This window comes from Amycolatopsis sp. NPDC005232, assembly GCF_040607795.1.
Lineage (GTDB): Bacteria > Actinomycetota > Actinomycetes > Mycobacteriales > Pseudonocardiaceae > Amycolatopsis.
Genome location: NZ_JBEXHL010000016.1, coordinates 160,707 through 179,741 on the forward strand (window position 1 = coordinate 160,707; position 19,035 = coordinate 179,741).

At 71.1% G+C, this 19,035-nt stretch carries 23 protein-coding genes and 1 tRNA gene; 10 read left to right on the plus strand and 14 right to left on the minus strand.

What is annotated here, in order from left to right; translation table 11 throughout:
* Positions 1-165: 165 nt before the first annotated feature.
* From ABZU76_RS28960 to ABZU76_RS28985, 6 genes are all read right to left on the minus strand, one after another.
* Positions 166-342 (minus strand): hypothetical protein, encoded by a 177-nt coding sequence (locus ABZU76_RS28960; protein WP_354874990.1) that lies wholly within the window; start codon positions 340-342, stop codon positions 166-168.
* Between the two features lie 156 nt (positions 343-498).
* Positions 499-954: a hypothetical protein gene (locus ABZU76_RS28965; protein ID WP_354874992.1), complete on the minus strand. Its 456-nt coding sequence runs from the start codon at positions 952-954 to the stop codon at positions 499-501.
* Complete coding sequence (locus ABZU76_RS28970; protein ID WP_354875088.1) at positions 951-2,138, minus strand: molybdopterin-dependent oxidoreductase; 1,188 nt, start codon at positions 2,136-2,138, stop codon at positions 951-953. The genes ABZU76_RS28965 and ABZU76_RS28970 overlap by 4 nt, the downstream gene beginning before the upstream one ends.
* Before the next feature lie 254 nt (positions 2,139-2,392).
* Positions 2,393-3,022 (minus strand): methyltransferase domain-containing protein, encoded by a 630-nt coding sequence (locus ABZU76_RS28975; protein WP_354874994.1) that lies wholly within the window; start codon positions 3,020-3,022, stop codon positions 2,393-2,395.
* Positions 3,019-3,702: a DUF2064 domain-containing protein gene (locus ABZU76_RS28980; protein WP_354874996.1), complete on the minus strand. Its 684-nt coding sequence runs from the start codon at positions 3,700-3,702 to the stop codon at positions 3,019-3,021. Before ABZU76_RS28980 ends, ABZU76_RS28975 begins: the two co-directional genes overlap by 4 nt.
* Positions 3,699-4,358 carry a glycosyltransferase family 2 protein gene (locus ABZU76_RS28985; protein ID WP_354874998.1) on the minus strand — a complete coding sequence of 220 codons (660 nt, stop codon included), beginning with the start codon at positions 4,356-4,358 and terminating at the stop codon, positions 3,699-3,701. The genes ABZU76_RS28980 and ABZU76_RS28985 overlap by 4 nt, the downstream gene beginning before the upstream one ends.
* A gap of 144 nt (positions 4,359-4,502) precedes the next feature.
* Here ABZU76_RS28985 and ABZU76_RS28990 point away from each other — a divergent pair, with 144 nt between their 5' ends.
* The 3 genes from ABZU76_RS28990 to ABZU76_RS29000 are packed head-to-tail and all read left to right on the plus strand — an operon-like array spanning position 4,503 to position 7,680.
* Positions 4,503-5,912, plus strand: a complete 1,410-nt coding sequence (locus ABZU76_RS28990) for a hypothetical protein (RefSeq protein ID WP_354875000.1) — start codon at positions 4,503-4,505, stop codon at positions 5,910-5,912.
* Positions 5,913-5,920: 8 nt separating this feature from the next.
* Entirely contained in the window at positions 5,921-6,622 is a 702-nt protein-coding gene (locus ABZU76_RS28995; protein ID WP_220244413.1) for a response regulator transcription factor, read from the plus strand.
* Entirely contained in the window at positions 6,619-7,680 is a 1,062-nt protein-coding gene (locus tag ABZU76_RS29000) for a HAMP domain-containing sensor histidine kinase (RefSeq protein WP_354875002.1), read from the plus strand. Before ABZU76_RS28995 ends, ABZU76_RS29000 begins: the two co-directional genes overlap by 4 nt.
* Before the next feature lie 39 nt (positions 7,681-7,719).
* Here the strand turns inward: ABZU76_RS29000 and ABZU76_RS29005 are convergent, their stop codons facing one another.
* Complete coding sequence (locus ABZU76_RS29005) at positions 7,720-8,556, minus strand: MBL fold metallo-hydrolase (protein WP_354875004.1); 837 nt, start codon at positions 8,554-8,556, stop codon at positions 7,720-7,722.
* A 65-nt stretch (positions 8,557-8,621) separates the two neighbouring features.
* Entirely contained in the window at positions 8,622-9,683 is a 1,062-nt protein-coding gene (locus tag ABZU76_RS29010) for an SDR family NAD(P)-dependent oxidoreductase (RefSeq protein ID WP_354875006.1), read from the minus strand.
* 122 nt (positions 9,684-9,805) lie between these two features.
* Between ABZU76_RS29010 and ABZU76_RS29015 the strand changes: the two genes are divergently transcribed.
* Both ABZU76_RS29015 and ABZU76_RS29020 read left to right on the plus strand, forming a co-directional pair.
* The gene (locus tag ABZU76_RS29015; protein ID WP_220244409.1) at positions 9,806-10,306 is read left to right on the plus strand and encodes a MogA/MoaB family molybdenum cofactor biosynthesis protein; all 501 of its coding nucleotides are present in this window, start codon (positions 9,806-9,808) and stop codon (positions 10,304-10,306) included.
* Between the two features lie 102 nt (positions 10,307-10,408).
* Positions 10,409-10,576 (plus strand): hypothetical protein, encoded by a 168-nt coding sequence (locus ABZU76_RS29020; protein ID WP_285972276.1) that lies wholly within the window; start codon positions 10,409-10,411, stop codon positions 10,574-10,576.
* Positions 10,577-10,579: 3 nt separating this feature from the next.
* Here ABZU76_RS29020 and mscL read toward each other — a convergent pair whose 3' ends face one another.
* The 4 genes from mscL to ABZU76_RS29040 form a co-directional block, all read right to left on the minus strand.
* Entirely contained in the window at positions 10,580-10,987 is a 408-nt protein-coding gene (gene mscL, locus ABZU76_RS29025) for a large-conductance mechanosensitive channel protein MscL (protein ID WP_354875009.1), read from the minus strand.
* Positions 10,988-11,045: 58 nt separating this feature from the next.
* Positions 11,046-11,693 carry an SAF domain-containing protein gene (locus ABZU76_RS29030; RefSeq protein ID WP_354875011.1) on the minus strand — a complete coding sequence of 216 codons (648 nt, stop codon included), beginning with the start codon at positions 11,691-11,693 and terminating at the stop codon, positions 11,046-11,048.
* A gap of 129 nt (positions 11,694-11,822) precedes the next feature.
* Complete coding sequence (locus tag ABZU76_RS29035) at positions 11,823-12,131, minus strand: FmdB family zinc ribbon protein (protein ID WP_354875013.1); 309 nt, start codon at positions 12,129-12,131, stop codon at positions 11,823-11,825.
* Positions 12,132-12,221: 90 nt separating this feature from the next.
* Positions 12,222-12,815 carry a 5-formyltetrahydrofolate cyclo-ligase gene (locus tag ABZU76_RS29040; RefSeq protein ID WP_354875015.1) on the minus strand — a complete coding sequence of 198 codons (594 nt, stop codon included), beginning with the start codon at positions 12,813-12,815 and terminating at the stop codon, positions 12,222-12,224.
* Positions 12,816-12,839: 24 nt separating this feature from the next.
* Here ABZU76_RS29040 and ABZU76_RS29045 point away from each other — a divergent pair, with 24 nt between their 5' ends.
* The 5 genes from ABZU76_RS29045 (at position 12,840) to ABZU76_RS29065 (ending at position 16,854) form a co-directional block, all read left to right on the plus strand.
* A complete protein-coding gene (locus tag ABZU76_RS29045) occupies positions 12,840-13,745 on the plus strand; it encodes a UTP--glucose-1-phosphate uridylyltransferase (RefSeq protein WP_354875017.1) in 906 nt (301 codons plus the stop codon).
* A complete protein-coding gene (gene glp / locus ABZU76_RS29050; RefSeq protein WP_220244403.1) occupies positions 13,742-15,025 on the plus strand; it encodes a gephyrin-like molybdotransferase Glp in 1,284 nt (427 codons plus the stop codon). The genes ABZU76_RS29045 and glp overlap by 4 nt, the downstream gene beginning before the upstream one ends.
* A complete protein-coding gene (locus ABZU76_RS29055) occupies positions 15,025-15,684 on the plus strand; it encodes a GNAT family protein (RefSeq protein WP_220244402.1) in 660 nt (219 codons plus the stop codon). The genes glp and ABZU76_RS29055 overlap by 1 nt, the downstream gene beginning before the upstream one ends.
* 161 nt (positions 15,685-15,845) lie before the next feature.
* A complete protein-coding gene (glpR, locus tag ABZU76_RS29060) occupies positions 15,846-16,709 on the plus strand; it encodes a gephyrin-like molybdotransferase receptor GlpR (RefSeq protein WP_354875020.1) in 864 nt (287 codons plus the stop codon).
* A 72-nt stretch (positions 16,710-16,781) separates the two neighbouring features.
* A tRNA-Ala gene (locus ABZU76_RS29065) sits at positions 16,782-16,854 on the plus strand.
* A gap of 654 nt (positions 16,855-17,508) precedes the next feature.
* Here ABZU76_RS29065 and ABZU76_RS29070 read toward each other — a convergent pair.
* The gene (locus ABZU76_RS29070) at positions 17,509-17,997 is read right to left on the minus strand and encodes a VOC family protein (protein ID WP_354875022.1); all 489 of its coding nucleotides are present in this window, start codon (positions 17,995-17,997) and stop codon (positions 17,509-17,511) included.
* 51 nt (positions 17,998-18,048) lie between these two features.
* A complete protein-coding gene (locus tag ABZU76_RS29075) occupies positions 18,049-19,014 on the minus strand; it encodes a LysR family transcriptional regulator (RefSeq protein ID WP_354875024.1) in 966 nt (321 codons plus the stop codon).
* Positions 19,015-19,035: the final 21 nt, after the last annotated feature.

Here is a 19,035-nt window from a genome sequence, read left to right on the forward strand (position 1 = left end):
GACCAACCACGGCTCGACCCCCTGGGCAGGGGCCGGACCCTTGAAGGCCACGCGCGACCGGGCACTCGATGCCGGTCGCGCGTGGCCGTTCTGCGTTGCCGGAGTGTTCGGCAAACAGGCTCGGACTCACGTGGCCTCGCGGCGGTTGATCGTTGCCGCCGGGGCTCAGCAAGGCTGCTCGCGGCGGAACTCCGCGAGCTGGTTCCCGGTGCGGACGAATGCGCTCGGCGGCTCGAAGAGCCTTTGGCCGGAAGGTTCGGTGACCGCCAACGGTATGGCGGCATCCGGCTCGCGGCGCTTCAGGCGCGGGCGGTTGCGTTGTCCGGAAGATTCCTCGGTCATTCCCGGCACTGTGACCAGGCTCTTTGCCCGGTAAGGAAAATTCGTGGGCAATCGATGTTTAGCCCGCACAACCTGTGGGCACCTCACACCCCGCACGGAGACCTCTCCGTACCGAGTCGGAGGCGGTACGGAGAGGTCTTCGGCGTCTTCTCGGGGTTATTGCGCGGCAACGCTCTTCGCCGCGGGGCGACGTGGCTTCCGGTGCGCGAGCACCATGCGGGCCGCCCCGGTGAGGATCACGACGGCCCACACCACCGCCAGCGTCAGCAGCAGCCCCGCCCAGGTGTTGCCGTCGTGCAGGCCCGGCTTGGGGATGACGCCGTAAGTGCGCCACAGCAACGGGAACGCGATGAACCCGAGCACGGCCGTCAGCACCGCCCCCACCTGAACCGGTGCCCGCCACACCGTGGGCAGCACACGCGAAAGCAGCAGACCGAGGACGCCCGCCACCGGTGCGAACACAGCGTCGTTCACGATCGGGCCGCCGCCGATCCACAGCACGGTCTTGAAGCTCTCCGGCCACGCGGGCGCGGCGTAGTCGATGAACAGTGACGCGCCGAAGCCGAGCGCCGCGAGGCCCACGAGCGCGAGCAGGATCCGGATGACCTTCACAGCACCTCCAGCTTTTCGACCCACTTCGTCTGGAGCACGCCCGGGCGGCTCGGCGCGATCACGCGGCACGGGTAGCCGTGGTCGACGTCGAGCACCTCGCCGTTGAGCTCCAACGCCAGCAGGGTCAGGTCGTCGGCCGTGTGCTCGCCCGGGAGCGTGCTGGCGCCGTACAGACCGGTCTTGTCGAGCGACGACACGCGCACCGCCGCGCCCGGCTCGGCCCCGACCGCGCGCAGCAGCGTCGGGAAGGAGATCCCGCGCCAGCTCGCCATCTCGCTCCAGCCCTCGACGCACGCGATCGGGAGGTCGGCGCTCACCTGGGGCAGCGCCCGCAGGTCGGCCAACGTGAACTGTTTCGTCCCGCCCCGCGTCACCACCGACAGCCGCCAGCACGGATCGACCGCCGTCCGCGTCACGCGCGCCGCGACGGCCGTGCGGTTCACCGGCAGCTTCTGCAGGCCCTTGTCGGTCTTCCACGACAGCCCGGAGACGTCCTTCAGCCACGGCACCGTCGCGCCCGCGGTGGACAGCACCGCCACGCCCGTCGCGATCCACGTGGTCCGCAGGAAACCGCGGCGGGTGAACCCGTAGACCGGCTTCTTCTCGGTTTTCTTCGCCGGCTGTTCCTCGGGCTGAGCTGCAGGCTTCGTTTCAGACTCTGCCGGCCCCGCCTCGCGGGTCAGCGCCCGCCGCACGATCGGCAGCTTCACCGCCACGTGCACCACCACCGACCCGATCGCCACCCACGCCACCGCGTAGTGCACTTCCGGGAAGTAGAAGTTCCACGGGTAGTTCTGCGCGACGTTCAGCAACCCCGAGCTCAGCTCGAAGAACGCCGACCCCGACAGCACCAGGATCGACACGCGCTCCAGCGCGTGCGGCAGCGACTTCACCAACGGCCGCTCGAACAGCTTTGGGAAGACGCTCCACAGCTTCGCCAGCAGCAGGGGGATCGCCGCGATGCCCGAGATCACGTGCGCGCCCTGCGTCAGGCGGTACAGCCACACCGGACGGCTGGGCCAGAAGAACCACTCCGGCGGGTGCTGGATCAGGTGGCTGAGCAGGCCCGTGACGAAGCAGATGAGGAACGCCAGCCCCAGCAGCGAGCCGATCCGCGCCGTCACGCGCTCGCCGTGCGCTCCGCCCTTGAACTGCTCCTCACGCGGGATCGGCAGCTTCTCGATCCGCTCGTCGACGCGCGCTTTCGCTTGCTCCGCCCGGACCTTCGCGCGCGCGGCGCCCGCCCGCGCCCGCGCGGCCCGCTCGCCGAACCGCCCCTGCGCCTCGGACACGCGCGTGTCGAAGCGCTTCCACGCCGCGACGACCCGGTGTTCCCGTGACGGCTCGGGCTCTGCCGCGGTGTCCACGGAGCCTCCGGCTCGTGTCTCGTCCGCGGGAGTTTCGTCGGCCAGATCCCGGCCGGTGGGCTTCTCGTCGGTCATGACCGCTCCAGCCTCGCGAACCAGCGGTGTCCCCGGCTCGTGGTCCAGTCCACGCGGAACCCCGCGCGCATGGCGACTTCCGCGATCGCGTCGACCCCGACCCACGCCCAGCCGAACCACGGCCCCGACGAGCCCGGCAGCAGCCGCACCGCCTCCCGCCGCACGCCCCGCCCCGGCGGCTCCAGCTCCACCAGCACGTTCCCCTCGGGCGCGATCAGCTCCCGCATCCGGTCCAGCAGCACGACCGGTTCGCCCCCGATGCCGATGTTTCCATCAGCCAGCAACGCGTGGTGCCAGCGTCCTTCGCCGGGCAGCGGCTGGAAGACGTCGCGCCGCAACGCCACCGCGCCCCGCTCCTGCGTCAGCCGCACGGCCGTGGGCGAGCTGTCCACTCCCAGTGCCACCACACCGCGCTTCGCCAACGCCGCCGTGAGCCGGCCCGGGCCGCAGCCGATGTCAAGCGTCGGGCCGTCGCACGCGTCGAGCAGCACGGTGTCACCCAGGTCGCACCCGTCGGTCCAGCGGTCGACGGGCAGGTCGACCCGATCGCCGTTGGCGAGCTCCAGCCAGCAGTGCTGCCCCAGCAGCCCGCGGTCGAACTCCGTGCCGGTACTCAGTTTTCTCACGCCACTTCCCGTCCTTCGACCGCACGCACGGCCGCCGCGAACCGCCCGCGTGGCGCCTCCGCGGCCACGCGCACGGCGTCACCCATCGTGTCTACATCGGACAGCTCCGGCAGTGGCCCCGCCGCCAGACCGACCGCGGCCAGCGCCCGAAGCGTGCGAACGCCCGTGTCCTCTTGCGACATCGGCACGCCCGCCAGCACCTGCGCGTGGTGCGGGTCCCTGAGCCCGAGCCCCCACCAGCCGCCGTCTTCGGCCGGTCCGAGCACCGCGTCGTGCACACCGTGCAGCACTGGCTCGATCGACGCGCCCAGCAGCTCCGGCGTCACCTGCGGTGTGTCCATGCCGATCTGCAGCACCGGCAGCGCGGCGTGCACCGACGCCGTGTCGGCGTGCGCGTTGGCCAGCCGCGCCCCGAAGTCCCAGCCGCGCTGGGCGATCACCGTCGCCCGCCGCAGCGACCGGCCGATCTCGCTTCCGCGCGCGGCCGAGCCGAGATCACCGGTCATCGCGACCACTGGCAGCGCGCCCGGCGTCGCGCACACCGCGTCGAGCGTGTCGAGCAACGCCGCCGCGGCGATCTCCGCGGCCTGCCGCGCCGTCGCGGGCGGGCACAGGCGGGTCTTCGCGAAGCCGGGCACGGGCGCCTTCGCGACCACGAGCACGCAGAACCGGGAGGTCATCGGGCCAGCACCCGCCCGAAGTCGCGGACCGCGCGCAGCGTGCCCCGCACCGACCCGGACACCTTCGACTTCGTGCCCTTCGCACGCTCCCTGTAGGTCACGTCGAACTCCCGCACCCGCCAGCCCGCGCGTTGCGCACGGATCAGCAGCTCCAGCGGATAACCGAAGGCGCGATCGGTGACGCCCAGCGCCAGCAACGCGTCCCGCCGTGCGGCCCGCAGCGGCGCGATGTCGCGCACGGGCAGCCCCCGGCTGCGCAGCAACAGCGAAAGCACGGCATTGCCCGCCCGCGCGTGCCACGGCCACACGCCCGCGTGCGTCGGCACCCGGCGCCCCACCGCGAGGTCGGCGCCGCCTTCCACCGCGGCCACCAGGCGCGGCAGGTCGCAGAGGTCGAGGGAACCGTCGGCGTCGGCGAAGCACACGATGTCCGCCGTCGCGGCCTCGAGCCCCGTGTGCACGGCCGCGCCGTACCCGCGGCGGGGCTCGTCCACCACCTTCGCGCCGAGCGCGGCCGCCACATCGGGCGAGCCGTCCGACGAGCCGTTGTCCACCACGATCGCGCGGAACCCCGCCGGCAGCGCGGCCAGCACACCGGGCAGCGCGCCCGCCTCGTCGAGGCACGGGAGCACGACGTCTACCTGAAGATCGCTCACCCGGCGTACGCTAGGTCCGTAGTGGACGGTCGAGAACCCTTACGGTGCTTACCGAATCATGACGCGTACCCAGTTCTTACCGAGTTCTCACGGCTGCCTCTTCCAGGCCCGTGAGAGACCTCGGCCGGGGTTATCGTGCGGTCGATGAGCGAGTCGACTTCGGCTGCCCGGCTCGCCGAGCCGCCCGCGCCACCACCCGAGCCCCGCCGCGCCGGCGCGCGCGGCGACGTGATCGCGGTCGGCGCCGCTCTCGCGCTGGTCGCCGCCGCGGCCGCCGTCGGCGTCTACTACAACCGTCCGAACTCCGGCGTGGTGATCTTCGCGCCCACCGCGCCGATCTTCGCCCACTGGCTGCCCCACGTGGGCCCGGGCTCGGTGTTCGCCGTGCTGGTCGCGGCCGCCGTGGTCCTGTGGGGCCCCGCGGTCGCGGCCCGGCTGTCCTGGCGACGGGCCCTCGCCGCCGGGTACGCGACGTCACTCGCCTGGATCTTCTCCCTCACCATGATCGACGGCTGGTCGCGCGGCTTCACCGGCCGCCTGACCACCCCGCAGGAGTACCTCCACGAGGTGCCGGGCATCACGGACATCCCGCGGTTCCTGCGCGAATTCAGCTCCCGCATCCTCGACTTCCAGCCGAACTCGTGGACCACGCACGTCTCCGGCCATCCGCCGGGCGCGACGCTGGTGTTCGTCTGGCTCGACCACCTGGGCCTGCGCGGCGGCGCCTGGGCCTCCACCGCCGTGGTCCTGGTCGCCGCGCTCGTCGCCGTCGCCGTGCCGGCCACCGTCGCCCTCCTCGGCCGCCAGAGCGCCGCCCGCGCCGTGCTGCCCTTCGCCGCGCTCTCGCCGGGCGCGGTGTGGCTGGGCGTCTCCGCTGACGGCCTCTTCGCCGGCGTCACGGCCACCGGCATCGCCCTGCTCGCACTGGCCGCCGTCGGCTTCACCCACGGCCGCCGCTACGCCGTGCCCACCGCGCTGGCTTCGGGCGTGCTCCTCGGCTACGGCGCCTTCCTCTCCTACGGCCTCGTGCTGCTCGGCCTCGTCGCGCTCGCCGTCGCCGTGCTCGGCCGCCAGCGGCGCGCCGCCGCCCTCGCCGTGGTCGGAGCCCTGGCCGTGGTGGCCGCCTTCGCGCTGGCCGGCTTCTGGTGGCTCGACGGCTACCACCTCGTCGTCGAGCGCTACTACCAGGGCATCGCCACCCTTCGGCCATACTCGTACTGGGTGTGGGCCGACCTGGCCGCCGTCGCCGTCGCTGCCGGCCCGGCGGTGGTGGCCGCCGCTCGCCGCGGGGTCACCGGGGCGTTCCTGCCCGAGTCGCGCCGCGGCCTGCTGCGCGACCCGGTGCTGCTGCTCGGCATCGCCGCCGTGGTCACGATCGTGTTCGCCGACGTGTCCGGCCTGTCGAAGGCGGAGGTGGAACGCATCTGGCTACCGTTCGGCGCGTGGCTGCTGCCGATGACGGCCCTGTTGCCCGCACCCGGCCGCCGCTGGTGGCTGGCCGGGCAGGCGATGACCGCCTTGGCGGTCAACCATCTTCTTCTGACGAGCTGGTGAGGTGAGGCATGGAGGACCAGGCCGGGCGCGTGCTCGTGGTCGACGACGACGAGACGGTGCGCGACGTCGTCCGCCGCTACCTCGAAGTCGCCGGCTTCACGGTCGACGTCGCGGGTGACGGCGCCGCGGGCCTCGCGCTGTTCGCCGAACGCGACCCCGACCTCGTGGTGCTCGACGTGATGATGCCGGGCATCAACGGCCTCGAGGTCTGCCGCCGCCTGCGCCAGGTGAGCCACGTGCCCATCGTGATGCTCACCGCCCTCGGCGAGGAGGAGAACCGCATCGCAGGCCTCCAGCTGGGCGCCGACGACTACGTCACCAAACCCTTCAGCCCCAAGGAGCTGGCGCTGCGCGTGGCCTCGGTGCTGCGCCGCGCCCGCATGCCGCGCGCCGCGCCTCCCGCGCCTGAGCTCGTAGACGGCGACCTGCGCCTGCAGATGACCGCCCGCCAGGCCACCCTCGGCGGTGCCGAGCTGCCGCTGACCACGCGCGAGTTCGATCTGCTCGCGTTCTTCCTCGGCCACCCCGGCGTGGCCTTCTCCCGCGCCGACCTGCTCGAGAAGGTGTGGGGCTGGGACTTCGGCGACCAGTCCACGGTGACCGTCCACGTGCGACGGCTGCGCGAAAAGATCGAACGCGACCCGGCCAAGCCGACGCGGGTCGCCACCGTCTGGGGCGTCGGCTACCGCTACGACCGGGAGCAGTCATGATCAATACCGGTGAATCCGCCCTGGACATGCTCACCCACGTCCTGCACATCCTGCCGTTCGCGCTCCTGTTCGCGCTTCCGGTGGCCGCGGTGGGCGGGCTGGTGCTCTACAAGCTGCGCAACCGCTCGCTGGCCACCACGATGACGGTGCTCGTGCTCATCCCGGTGGTCGCTCTGCTCGTCGGCGTCATCGGCATCAGCGGCTTCATGTTCACCGAGGCCCTGATGACGGAGCTGCTCGTCTGCCTGCTCGTCGCCCTCGTGACGGTGCCCGCCGCGATCGTGCTCGGCCGCGTGATCGCGCGCCGCAGCGTGTGGGAGCGCGAGGCGCGTGAACGCGAACGCGCCGCTGAAGCGTCCCGGCGCGAGCTCGTCGCCTGGATCAGCCACGACCTGCGCAGCCCGCTCGCCGGCATCCAGGCCATGGCCGAAGCGCTGGCCGACGGCGTGGTCTCCGAACGTCACGAGGTCGCCGACTACGCGCAGCGCATCAGCAGCGAGACCACCCGGCTCTCGGGCATGGTGGGCGACCTGTTCGAGCTCTCCCGCATCACCGCGGGCGCGCTGGAACTCACCATGTCCGCCGTGCCGCTGCGCGACGTCGTGAGTGACGCGGTCGCCGCGCAGTCACCCGTGGCCGAGCGCAAACGCGTGCGTGTGCTGGAGAACGCCGAGGCCTGGCCGGTCGTGTCCGGCAGCGACCCGGAGCTCGCGCGAATCGTGCGCAACCTCGTCTCCAACGCCATCCGCCACACTCCGCCGGACGGCACGGTCGCCGTGCAGCTCGACATCGACGGCGACCAGGCCATCCTCGCCGTCGACGACTCCTGCGGCGGCATCCCTGACGACGAGATCGGCCGCGTCTTCGACGTCGCCTTCCGCGGCACCCAGGCCCGCACCCCCGACCGCAGCGGCACGACCTCCGGCGGTGGCCTCGGCCTGGCGATCGCCAAGGGCCTCGTGGAAGCCCACAGTGGTCACATCGGCGTGCACAACCACGGCCCCGGCTGCCGGTTCGAGGTCCGGCTGCCGCTGGCCAAGGTCGCCGCGTCCGTCTGACCGATCCATCGCACAACCGACCACAGTGGACGGACGCGATCAGCCGACGGTGACAGCCTCCACCGGCTCCGCCACCCGGTCCGCGGTCACGCGGAAGAACTGCATCCCCGGGAAGTGCGCGGGCGCGACGACCGTGTCGGTGCCCGCGACCTGGCGCAGCCACTGCTGGCGCGTGAGCAGCGCGAGCGACGGATCGCTGTCGCTGATGAACCGGATGTTCGAGTCGACCAGCTGCGCCGGCGTGTGGAGCACGTCGCCGAGCAGCACCACGCGACGGTCGTCCGCGGTGATGTCCACGACGTAGTGACCCGGCGTGTGCCCGGGCGCGTGCCGCGCGGTGACGCCCGGCGCGATCTCCGCGTCCCCGTTCAAGGCACGCAGATGTCCGTGGCTGCGCACGGTTTCCAGGCCGATCCGCGTCCAGTCGTGGCGCCCGACCGGCTCGACGAGCGCGGCCCAGTCCTGCGCGCCGTAGAGCACCGTGGCGTTCGGGAAGTACGGCTTCCCTTGCGGAGCCAGCCAACCGACGTGGTCGGAATGCAAGTGCGTCAACAGAACTGTGTCGATGTCGGCCGGCGAGCACCCGGCCTCGGCGAGCGCGATGGGCAGGCCGCCGCCCGCGCCCATGTCGCCGTCGTCGGGCCGCAGGCCCTCCGGGAACTCGATCTCACGCGGGCCGAGCCCCGCGTCGACGAGGATCGTCCGGCCGTTGCCGCGGACGAGGAACGCACCCGTGGGCACGTGGACCGTGCCGTCTTCCGCGAACGCGCCGGGATGTCTCCCCGCGTCGAGCCCCGGGAAGAACGGCGCCGGCAGCCGGATCTGGCCGTCGGCCAGCGCATGGATCTCGATGTTCCCCACCTCGATGGACCGCATGCACACGACCAAGATCACCGCGCCCGGAAATAATTCCGGGAAGTGACCTTCGTCTCAAGCGGGTCTCAGGGGCCGACGGGCGCGCGCAACTCCGCCGTGGCGAACGAGGCGATGCCGTCCTCGAACGTCGTTTCCGCCGTGAATCCCAGCAGTTTCCTGGCCAGAGCGGGATCGGCGACCACGTGCCGGACGTCCGCGGGCCGCGCGCCGCCGACGATCCGCGGCTCCGGCCCGCCGTACGCACGCGCCAGTTCTCGCGCGAGGTCGCCGACGGTGTGCGGATCACCCGAGCAGACGTTGAGCGGCGTGATGTCTCCGCTCGGCCCTTCGGCGTGCAGCGCCAAGGCGTTGATGCGGGCGACGTCGTGGACGTGGACGAAATCCCGTTGCTGCCGCCCGTCCTCCAGCACGGTCGGCGCCTCACCGCGCTCGAGCGACGAACGGAACAGCGACGCCACCCCGGCGTATGGCGTGTTCTGCGGCATCCGCGGGCCGTATACGTTGTGGTAGCGCAACGCCCACACCGTGCCGCCGGTCTGGCGCGCCCACGCGCCGGCGAGGTGCTCCTGCGCCAGTTTCGTTGCGGCGTAAGTACTCCTGGGCAGAAGTGGTGCACCTTCGGGCACAAGTTGCCAATGCAGCTCCACGCCGCAGTCGCCGCACGTGGGCTCGAACCGCCCGGCGTCCACATCGGACTGCCGCCGTGGCGAAGGCGGCACGATCCCGTGGCGCGGGCACGAGTAGCGGCCCTCGCCGTAGACGACCATCGACGACGCCAGCACGAGCTTGCGGACGCCGGCCGCGTGCATCCCGGCGAGCAGCACCGCCGTGCCGTAGTCGTTGTTCAGCGCGTACGACGGCGCGTCCGACGGATCCACGCCGTGCCCGACGACGGCCGCCTGGTGGCACACCGCATCGACGCCGACAAGCAGCTCGGCGACCTCGTCGGGGTCCGTGACGTCGCCGCGCACGAACAGGTGGCGGCCCGTGTACTCCGGCGGCGTGGCCGTGCCGTGGGCGGTGGACAGGAGGGTGTCCAGCACCACGACCTCGTCGCCCGCGTCGGCCAATCGGTCCGCGACGTGGGACCCGATGAACCCGGCTCCACCGGTGATCAGTACTCGCACACCGCCGACGCTAGGGCGCGCGGACCGGACCACGCCCGTTCCGACCGGACCACGTCACCGAATCGTCAGGAATCACCCGCCCACGGCGGCGGGCGGGTGCCGTCACCGGATACGGTGTCGGCATGGAACGGAGCGCACAGCGGCTGGGCCGGGCCCTCGTGGTGATCGTGGACGACCGGGTCGCCCACGGGGAGCACGAGGACAACACCGGACCGCTCGTCACCGAGCTGCTCGAAGAGGCCGGCTTCATCGTCGACGGCGTCGTGGTGGTCGAGGCCGAGACCGCCGGTATCCGCAACGCGCTCAACACCGCGGTGATCGGCGGTGCCGACCTCGTGATCACCGTCGGCGGCACCGGTGTGTCGCCGCGCGACCGCACGCCCGACGCCACGGCCGGCGTGCTCGACCGGCCGATCCCGGGCATCGGCGAGGCGCTGCGCGCGTCCGGCCTCGCCGCGGGCGCGGTCGACGCCGGCATCTCCCGAGGCCTCGCGGGCGTCTCGGGCAGCACGCTGGTGGTCAACCTCGCCGGCTCGCGCGCCGCGGTGCGCGACGGCATGGCCACCCTGTCGTCGCTCGTGCCGCACGTGATCGACGAGCTCTCCGGCCTCGACGAGGTCTGAACCCCTCGCACATCAGCCGCCGCGCCTGGCCCGTCACCACGAGGGCCAGGCGATTGGCGTCTCTCTGTGCAGTTGTCAAACAGCGGGTGGGACGATGGGGTCATGCCACGTGAAGAACCCCGTCCCTCCGACACCGCGGCCGAGCGCCGCCGGGTCGACGAGATCTTCGGCGACGTGCTGCCCGAGACCACCTCGGATGAGCGAGGCCTGAGCGGGGACACCCCGGACTCCTGGTACCTGGAGAACCGGCCACCGCACCACGACCGCTGACCCTCAGTCGCCCGACCTGGTGGCCTGGGCGCGCAGCAGGTCGCGGGTCTCCTTGAGCAGCTCGACGTCGGTGGGCTCCGCCGGACCTGGCTCCTGACCGCGCTTGCGGCGCTCCTGCAGGTGCTTCACCGGCAGCACGAACAGGAAGTACACGATCGCGGCGACGATCACGAAGTTGATCGCCGCGTTGATCACCGAGCCGAAGTCCAGGAACGTGCCCTTGTTCGACTCGAAGATGTAGAAGCCGAGGCCCTGAGCGGCGTCGCTGCCCCCGATCGCGTTGATCAGCGGCTTGATCAGACCCGTGGTGAACGCGGTGACGATCGCGGTGAACGCGGCGCCGATCACGACCGCGACCGCGAGGTCCACGACGTTTCCGCGCATCAGGAAGTCTTTGAAGCCCTTCAGCATGTGCCACTCCTCGAGAGGTTCAGATGGGGGTGCCGTCGCCCATCGGAACAGGGACGGGTTAGCGGAGAGTAACCGTAACCGGTCGTTCCAGCGACGTCGCAGCGACCTCGGTGGCAACGTTCACAGGGAGCGCGAGGAGCACCAACGGGCCTTTGTCGGGTGCGATCACCCCCTGGCCCCCGCCTTCGGGACGGTGCACGGTGACCACCGTGGCGTCCTTCACCAGCTCAGCGGCGGTGTGCGTGGCGTCGGGAGCCGCCACGACGTCCACGTGCTGACCCGGCCGCAGCAGCTCCGCCACGCCCGCGTCGGCGAGCCGGACGGCGACCGTGACCGTGCCGGATTCCCCCTTGGCAGGGAGAGTGGTTCCCAGCAGGCGGACGTCCGTGAGCGGCTCACCCGCACGGGCGGCGCCGGACAGCAACCGGCCCACGACCGCGCCGACGTCACCGAGCGCGCCGGCCGGCCGGACGTCGTCGGGAAGGTCGGCCAGCCGGAGATCGGCGGCGCGCAGCACCGAGCCCGCGGGCAGATCCCGCGCGGCCACGACGGTGGCGGTGGAGGGCGCACCACGGGCGGAGGCTGGGTGCAGAAGGACGAGCAAGCCGGCCAACAGCAGGGCCGCGGCCAGGAACCGGCGAAGCAGCCGGGCACGCCTGCCGCGCAGCAAGTGCAGATCGGTCAGGCGGTTGAGCAAGGTGTCCACGGTCGTCCCCTCGTCGGTTCCCGTGCGGCGCGGTGCCGCACGAAACCGACGTTAGGGACGGTGTTGACCAGCGGAAAGAGGATCTTCCGCGACCTGTGGACAACTACCCCCTTGTGGATAACTCCGGGGTCAGGAGGCGGTCGAAGCCGTTTTCGTCGTGGTCGAGGAGGACGATGAAGAGTCCGTCTTCGACTCGCTCTTGGTCTCCGTCTTGGTCTCGGACTTCGCCGGGGTGGCGGCCGTGGTCGAGGACTTCGACGCGTCGCGCGAGTCGGTGCGGTAGAACCCGCTGCCCTTGAAGACCACGCCGACCGAGCTGAAGACCTTGCGCAGCGGACCGGAGCACTGGGGGCAGACGGTCAGGCTGGCGTCGGAAAAGGACTGCACCGCCTCGAAGCGGTGGTCGCATTCCTTGCAGGCGTACTGGTACGTGGGCACTGGAGCTCCTTCATGCAACTGGCACTCGTGAGACAAGAGTGCCAACCCAATTGTGCTGGACGGCATTCCCCGTGCGCAATTCCCCCTGGCTCACATCACTGTGGAAGCGGGCAACCGAACCAGGCCCGCGGGGGTCAGTGCCCCGGTCATCGGGACATCGTGGGCCTCACCTGGGAGCGAATCCACCAGCTCCTCGGCCCGGACCACGGCGAACCGGTCCGCGTCGCCCGAAGTGAGCGACCGGTCATAGTGACCAGCGCCACGTCCGAGCCGCACCCCGCGGCGGTCCACGGCGAGCGCGGGCACGAGCACCACATCGGCCTCCGACACGGCGTCGACCCCCAACCTCGGCCCCGAGGGCTCGAGAATGCCGCGCAGCCGGCCGGGCACGAGCGTCGACTCGTCCGTGTAAACGGCCCAATCCAGCGGTCCGACGACGTCCGGGATCACCGGCAGCAATACGCGTGAACCCGCCTTGACCAGGGCGTTGAGCAGCGAAACGGACCCCGGCTCGGTGTCGAAGGGCACATACGCGCACACGGTTCCCGCCGCGACCGAAGCGGCTGCGGAAGCCAGCGCCGCGGCCTCTGCCGCATGCTCCGAAGGGCTCACTGAGGCGCGCGCCTGAAGAACTCGCGCACGCCACTCCGCCTTGCTCAGGTGCTCATTGCCCGGTGCCAGCATGCGACCACGTTAGGCTTTGCGCCCATGACGGGCGCCTCAACCTCCCAGACGTTCAGAACAGCCATCGTGCCTGCGGCCGGACTCGGGACCCGGTTCCTGCCGACCACGAAGGCGGTGCCGAAAGAGCTACTGCCCGTGGTCGACACACCGGGGATCGAGCTCGTCGCGAGCGAAGCCGCGGCCGCGGGGGCGAAACGCCTGGTGATCGTGACCTCGCCCGGCAAGGACGCCGTGGTCAAGTACTTCGAGGCGCAGCCCGAGCTGGAGAAGACGCTCGAGGCCAAGGGCAAGACCGAGCTGCTCGAGAAGGTGCGCCGCGGCACGGAGCTGCTCGACGTCGAGGTCGCCATCCAGGAGCAGGCCCTGGGGCTGGGCCACGCCGTCGCGCAGGCCGAGCCGAACCTGACTGACGAGGACGAGGCCGTCGCCGTGCTGCTGCCCGACGACCTCGTGCTGCCCACCGGCGTGCTCGACCGCATGTCGGCCGTGCGCGCGCAGTACGGCGGCAGCGTGCTCTGCGCGTTCGACATTCCCAAGGAGCAGATCTCGCCCTACGGCGTGTTCGACGTCTCCGACACCGGCGACCCGGACGTGAAGCAGGTTCACGGCATGGTCGAGAAGCCGCGGCCGGAAGACGCGCCGTCGACCTACGCGGCGGCCGGGCGTTACCTGCTCGACCGGGCGATCTTCGACGCGCTGCGCCGGATCGAGCCGGGCTCCGGCGGCGAGCTCCAGCTGACCGACGCCGTGGCGCTGCTGATCAAGGAAGGCCACCCCGTTCACGTGGTCGTGCACCGCGGCGGACGACACGACCTGGGGAATCCGGGTGGTTTCCTGCGCGCCGCCGTCGATTTCGCGCTTGAAACGCCCGAATACGGGCCATCGTTACGGACGTGGCTGACCGAACGGATCGGGACCGAACGCCCATGACGGACTCCCTCGACGCTGCCCCGGCCGAAGAGGCCCCGGAACCCGCGGAGGCGGAGCTGCGCTCTGTCGACGCGCAGATCGCGCTGACGCTGGACGCCGCCGTCCGGCCGCGGCCGGTCCGCGTGGCGATCTCCGAGGCGCAGGGGCTGCTGTGCGCGGAGGAGGTGGTCGCCGAGCACGCCCTGCCCGGCTTCGACCAAGCCGCCGTGGACGGTTACGCGGTGCGCAGCGTCGACGTCCGCGCCGCCGGCGAGGAGCCGGTGCAGCTGCCGGTGGTCGGCGAGATCCAAGCCGGGTCCCGCCAGCCGCGGCGGCTGCAGCCGGGGCAGGCGGTGCGCGTCGACACCGGCGCGCCGCTGCCGACGCTCGCCGACGCCGTCGTGCCCACCGCGTACACCGACGGGCACCAGGCCAAGCTCACCGTGCACAAGTCCGTGCCTTCCGCCGCGTACGTGCGCCGCGCGGGCGAAGACGTACAGATCGGCGACGTCGCCGTGCGCAAGGGCGACACCATCGGGTCCGCGCAGGTGGGCCTGCTGGCCGCCGTCGGGCGCGCGAAGGTGCTGGTCTACCCGCGGCCGCGCGTGTCGATCGTGTCCGTGGGCGACGAGCTCGTGGACGTCGACCGCACGCCCTCGACCGGCCAGGTCTACGACGTCAACTCTTACGCGCTGGCCGCGGCCGCGCGCGACGCCGGCGCCGAGGTGAGCCGCGTCGGCATCGTGCCGAGCGACCCGAAGCGGCTGCGCGAGATCGTCGAGGGCCGGCTGCTGATGTCGGAGATCGTGGTGGTCGCGGGCGGTGCCGGCGGCGCTTCCGGCGACGAGGTGCACGCCGCGTTGTCCGACCTCGGCCACATCGACATGACGCGAGTGGGGATGCACCCGGGCTCGGTGCAGGGCTTCGGGCGGCTCGGCCCGGACTCCGTGCCGACGTTCCTCATCCCCGGTAACCCGATGAGCGCCCTGGTGGTGTTCGAGGTCCTGGTCAGACCGCTGATCCGCGCCGCGCGCGGCACGCGAAACCCGCACCGGCGGATCGTCGGTGCACGGTTGCTGTCGCCGATCACGTCGACAAAGGGACGGCGCGGCTACCTGCGTGGCCAGCTGCTGCGCGACGAGGCCAACGGCGAGTACCTCGTGCAGCCGCTCGGCACGTCGGGCGCGCACCTGCTGGCGTCGCTGGCGGAGGCGAACTGCCTGATCACGGTGGACGAGGACCTCACCGAGGTCGCGGCAGGCGAACAGGTGAAGGTCACGTTCCTCGCGCAGCGGGCGTAGTGGGCTCGTACTCGTACCCGGTCGAAAGCCGCCACCCGGGCTGGCCCGCGAAGCTCGGTGGACTGCGCGTGGCGGCCGGGGTCGTCAGCGTGCGGCCCGTGCGGCTGCGCGACGCCGGAGAGTGGAGCCGCATCCGCCTGCGCGACCGCGACCACCTCGAACAGTGGGAGCCGACGGGGATCGGGCCGTGGCCCGACCGCAACGCGTTCTGGTCGTGGCCCTCGCAGTGGGCGGCCCTGAGAGGTCTCGCGCGGCGCGGGCAATGCCTGCCGTTCACGATCACGGTCGACGGAAAGTTCGCGGGCCAGATCACGGTGGGTAACGTCATCCGCGCCTCGCTGCGATCGGCCTGGATCGGGTACTGGGTGTCGTCCGACATCGTGCGCGGCGGGGTCGCGACAGCGGCTGTCGCCCTCGTGACGGATCACGCCTTCGAAGCGTCCGGCCTGCACCGGCTCGAGGCGACCGTGCGGCCGGAGAACAACGCGAGCATCCGCGTCCTGACCAAGGCCGGCTACCGGCAGGAGGGCCTCTTCGAGCGCTACCTCGACGTCGCCGGCGCCTGGCGTGACCACCTCTGCTTCGCCGTGACGAAAGAGGAGATCGGCGACGGCCTCGTCTCCCGGCTCGTGGCTCTGGGACGCGCCGACCTGCTCTGATGGTGACTACGGGTCCGGTTCCGATCACGCGTTACCACATACTGTGAGATTCACCTAATCCGGTGAGGCAATTTCGTGATCGAACCCGGCGAGTCTGCGTCCCGTGTGTGACTGTTGTGGCTAGCGTGACTACAGCAGAGGATCGGGGGAGGTGACGGGGGATGCCCAGCTCGCTGATCATCGTGGCGCTCGCCGCGGCATGGCTCGTCGTTCTCGTGCCCATGGTGGCTCGCAAGCGCCAGCAGGTGGCACGGACGCCGTCGTCCGCGCTCGCCGCGCGCGTCGTGCGCAGCGGGGGAGCTCGCAGCGAAGGACAGGAGGAGTTCGCCATGTCCGAAAATGCGAAACCTTCGGTGGAGGACGACCTCGCCGAACTCGAGGCGGAGCTCGACTCCGACCTCGAAGAGGAAGAACCGGAACCCGAGCCGCTGTCCCAGCCGGCCGCCGACGTGCGCGACGAACCGTCGCGCACGCGGTCCTCCGGCTACCGCCCGGGCCGCGGCGGCTTCGACCCGGAAGCGGCGGAGATCGCCGCGCGGGCGAAGTACGCGTTCCGCCAGCGGATCGTGGTGATCCTGCTGATCCTCGCCGTCGCGTCGGCCGCCTTCGCGGGCTTCGCGATGTCCGTGGTGTGGTGGGGCAACGCCGTGGTCGACGTGATCCTGGTCGGGTACCTCGCGTACCTACGCCGCCAGGTCCGCATCGAAGACGACATCCGTCAGCGGCGGATGGCGCGGTATGCGCGGGATAGCCGGGAGTCTCGAGAAGCTCGGGAGCCGCTTCCGGCACCGCGCCGCACGGAGCGTCCTGCCGCTTCGGCCTCCGTCGCGCCTCCGGTCGCCGAGGAGGACGACGACTTGGAGGTCGTCTCCCCGACACCCCGCGACATCGTGGAACGCAAGCCATCGCCCATGTCCCGCATCCGCCGCCAGGCCGTCGTGGTCGACCTGGACGACGAAGACCCGGCCTTCGAGGAGCTCGACGAGCCGGGGACCAGCCCGTACCGCCGGGCGGTCGGGGAGTGACCCCCAGCGTTCGGTGCTCTTGGGGTAGCTGATACGCTCTACGAGCACTGAACAAGGGGCTTGCGCTCCTTGGGGGCTGTAGCGCAGTTGGTAGCGCGTCTCGTTCGCATCGAGAAGGTCAGGGGTTCGATTCCCCTCAGCTCCACCCCAAATAGATGGCCCGTGCCCGCGAAGGGCGCGGGCCGTTTTGTGTTCCGCGTGTTTTCTGGGGGTGCAACCCCCAAAGCCCCCGTCCGGGAGGGCTTCGCCCCAGACCCCCCAGCGTGGTTGCGTTAGGTGGGCGTTGGCGGGATGTGGCCGAGGTTCATGGTCGTGGCGGTGAGATGGCAGCCGACGGTGATCCCGATGACGGTCTATTTGTCGGTGCCGAACTGGATGGACCCGGTGTCGGTCTGGTTGTGGAAGAAGGCGTCGTGCGAGCCGGGGCGTCGTGCATGCGTTGTGGCTGGGCTGTGAATCCGTACTTCGCCGCGACAGTACTACCTGGAGAAGATCATCAACCTGCCGCTGGTCCTGCCGGGCATGTCGTCGGGCAGGCGGCGCCGGTTGCTGCGCTCGCTCGTGCCGGAACAGACCACCGAAGACCGATCCCTCCCCGAGTCGCCGCCCCGGTCGACCGTTACGCAGCAAGCCGTCCGGACGTCGAAGACGGGTCCGAAGTGGACGGTCGACGGCGTCCCGAGCGGGGAGGACTTGCGCAGGTGTCCGCCGCGCTGGAGGTCGACCGCCTCGCCCACTTGCAGAAGTGGGTGCCGGTGATCCGCCGGTTCTCCTACGTACTCGCGCCGGCTGCCTGAACTTACGCCGGGATGCGAGCCGATTCACCAGGCGTGTCGGCGCCGAAACGGGTGATGTCCGTGGCCAGGTCCAGGGGGCCGTTGTGGGCGCGGTCGGCGTCCGTGATCTGCGACTGCGGCACGAGCCAGCAGATCTCGAACTCGAGGCCGTCCGGGTCCTTGGCGTAGAGGGCTTTCGTGGTGCCGTGGTCGGTGGAGCCGACGAGGGCGCCCGCGGTGGTGAGGGCGGTGAGGTAGGTCTGGAGGTCCGCGAGGGTGGGGACTTCCCACGCCAGGTGGTAGAGGCCGACGGAACCCGAAGGGGCCGCTGCGGCGTCCGGGAGGGTGAAGACGCCCAGGTCGTGGTCGTTGCGGGAGTCGGGGGCCTGGAGGAAGACGGCGCGGTCCGAGGTGTGCACCGCGCGGAAACCCAGGACGTCGACGTAGAAGGCGCTGCTGCGGGCGGCGTCGTGGACCCAGAGGACGGCGTGGTTCAGACCGCGGATCGGCATGGCGACTCCTTTACAGCGACGGCTTCACAGCGGCAACCACTGCGGCAATTTTCACAGCGGCAGCGCGAACGCGGAACCGCCGTCGTGCCACCACTTCCGGTAGAACTGCGAGTCCTCGACCAGAGCGAGGTACCCGGCGTCGATCTTGGCACACATCTCGTCCACCAGCGAAGCGATCGGGGAGTCGGTGCGCCACGCGAGGACGAGCTCGCGGTAGAGCGGGGTGCCGGTCAGCGACACCGTCGAGATGCCCGTGCGGTCGGTGCCGATGGGGTAGAGCAGGCAGATCGCGCGGCCCTCGGCGGTGAGGGCGAACGCGACGTGCGCCTCGTTCGTCAGGTGCGTGATGCGCTGGTCGAAGCCGGCCGACGTGCAGGTGCGGGCGAAGAACTCGTTCATCCCGCTGTCGTCTCGGTCGGGCATCACCCACTTCTCGCCCGCCAGGTCGGCCAGCGCGACCTCGCCGCGCGCGGCCAAGTCGTGGTGGTCCGCGACGCCGATGAAAAACGGTTCCCGCAGCAGCACGCGGTACTCGACGCCGTCGGGCGGGATCAGTGGGAAGCCCGGGAACGCGCGCATCACGGCGACGTCGAGCTCGCCTGAGCGCAGCAACGCCGTCAGAGCGGTGGTTTCGCGGATCGTGCGGCTGGTGACGTCGCGCCGGGGCAGCATGGTCGTCAACGCGTTCACCAGCAGGCTGAACTGCTGCGCCGGAATCCCGCCGACGCGCACCGGCGCGCCCGCTTCGTGTCGCGCGTTGAGGCGCGCCGAGCGTTGCAGGGCGTCGAAGCTGTGCAGCACCTTTTGCGCGTCGCGCACCAGCTCGGTGCCGGTGTGGGTGGGCAGTACACCTTCGGCCGAACGGACGAACAGTGGCCCGCCGAGGAACTGCTCGATCCGTTTGAGCTGCGTGGTCACCGCCGGCTGCGTGAGGTGCAGGCGGGCCGCGGCTCTGCGCAGGCTGCCGGCCTCGGCGATCGCGACCACGAGTTCGAGGTGCCGGATTTCCAAGCGCATGGGGAAAACATTATCGCCGGA

Bases quoted from the DNA above. Each gene is read 5' to 3' on its own strand.
- ABZU76_RS29075 (WP_354875024.1), bottom strand. From the start codon at position 19,014: ATGCGCTTGGAAATCCGGCACCTCGAACTCGTGGTCGCGATCGCCGAG.
- ABZU76_RS29040 (WP_354875015.1), bottom strand. From the start codon at position 12,815: ATGCTGGCACCGGGCAATGAGCACCTGAGCAAGGCGGAGTGGCGTGCG.
- ABZU76_RS29000 (WP_354875002.1), top strand. From the start codon at position 6,619: ATGATCAATACCGGTGAATCCGCCCTGGACATGCTCACCCACGTCCTG.
- ABZU76_RS29045 (WP_354875017.1), top strand. From the start codon at position 12,840: ATGACGGGCGCCTCAACCTCCCAGACGTTCAGAACAGCCATCGTGCCT.
- mscL (WP_354875009.1), bottom strand. From the start codon at position 10,987: ATGCTGAAGGGCTTCAAAGACTTCCTGATGCGCGGAAACGTCGTGGAC.
- ABZU76_RS28960 (WP_354874990.1), bottom strand. From the start codon at position 342: ATGACCGAGGAATCTTCCGGACAACGCAACCGCCCGCGCCTGAAGCGC.
- ABZU76_RS29005 (WP_354875004.1), bottom strand. From the start codon at position 8,556: ATGCGGTCCATCGAGGTGGGGAACATCGAGATCCATGCGCTGGCCGAC.
- glpR (WP_354875020.1), top strand. From the start codon at position 15,846: ATGCCCAGCTCGCTGATCATCGTGGCGCTCGCCGCGGCATGGCTCGTC.
- ABZU76_RS28990 (WP_354875000.1), top strand. From the start codon at position 4,503: ATGAGCGAGTCGACTTCGGCTGCCCGGCTCGCCGAGCCGCCCGCGCCA.
- ABZU76_RS29070 (WP_354875022.1), bottom strand. From the start codon at position 17,997: ATGCCGATCCGCGGTCTGAACCACGCCGTCCTCTGGGTCCACGACGCC.
- glp (WP_220244403.1), top strand. From the start codon at position 13,742: ATGACGGACTCCCTCGACGCTGCCCCGGCCGAAGAGGCCCCGGAACCC.
- ABZU76_RS28980 (WP_354874996.1), bottom strand. From the start codon at position 3,702: ATGACCTCCCGGTTCTGCGTGCTCGTGGTCGCGAAGGCGCCCGTGCCC.
- ABZU76_RS29020 (WP_285972276.1), top strand. From the start codon at position 10,409: ATGCCACGTGAAGAACCCCGTCCCTCCGACACCGCGGCCGAGCGCCGC.
- ABZU76_RS28995 (WP_220244413.1), top strand. From the start codon at position 5,921: ATGGAGGACCAGGCCGGGCGCGTGCTCGTGGTCGACGACGACGAGACG.
- ABZU76_RS29015 (WP_220244409.1), top strand. From the start codon at position 9,806: ATGGAACGGAGCGCACAGCGGCTGGGCCGGGCCCTCGTGGTGATCGTG.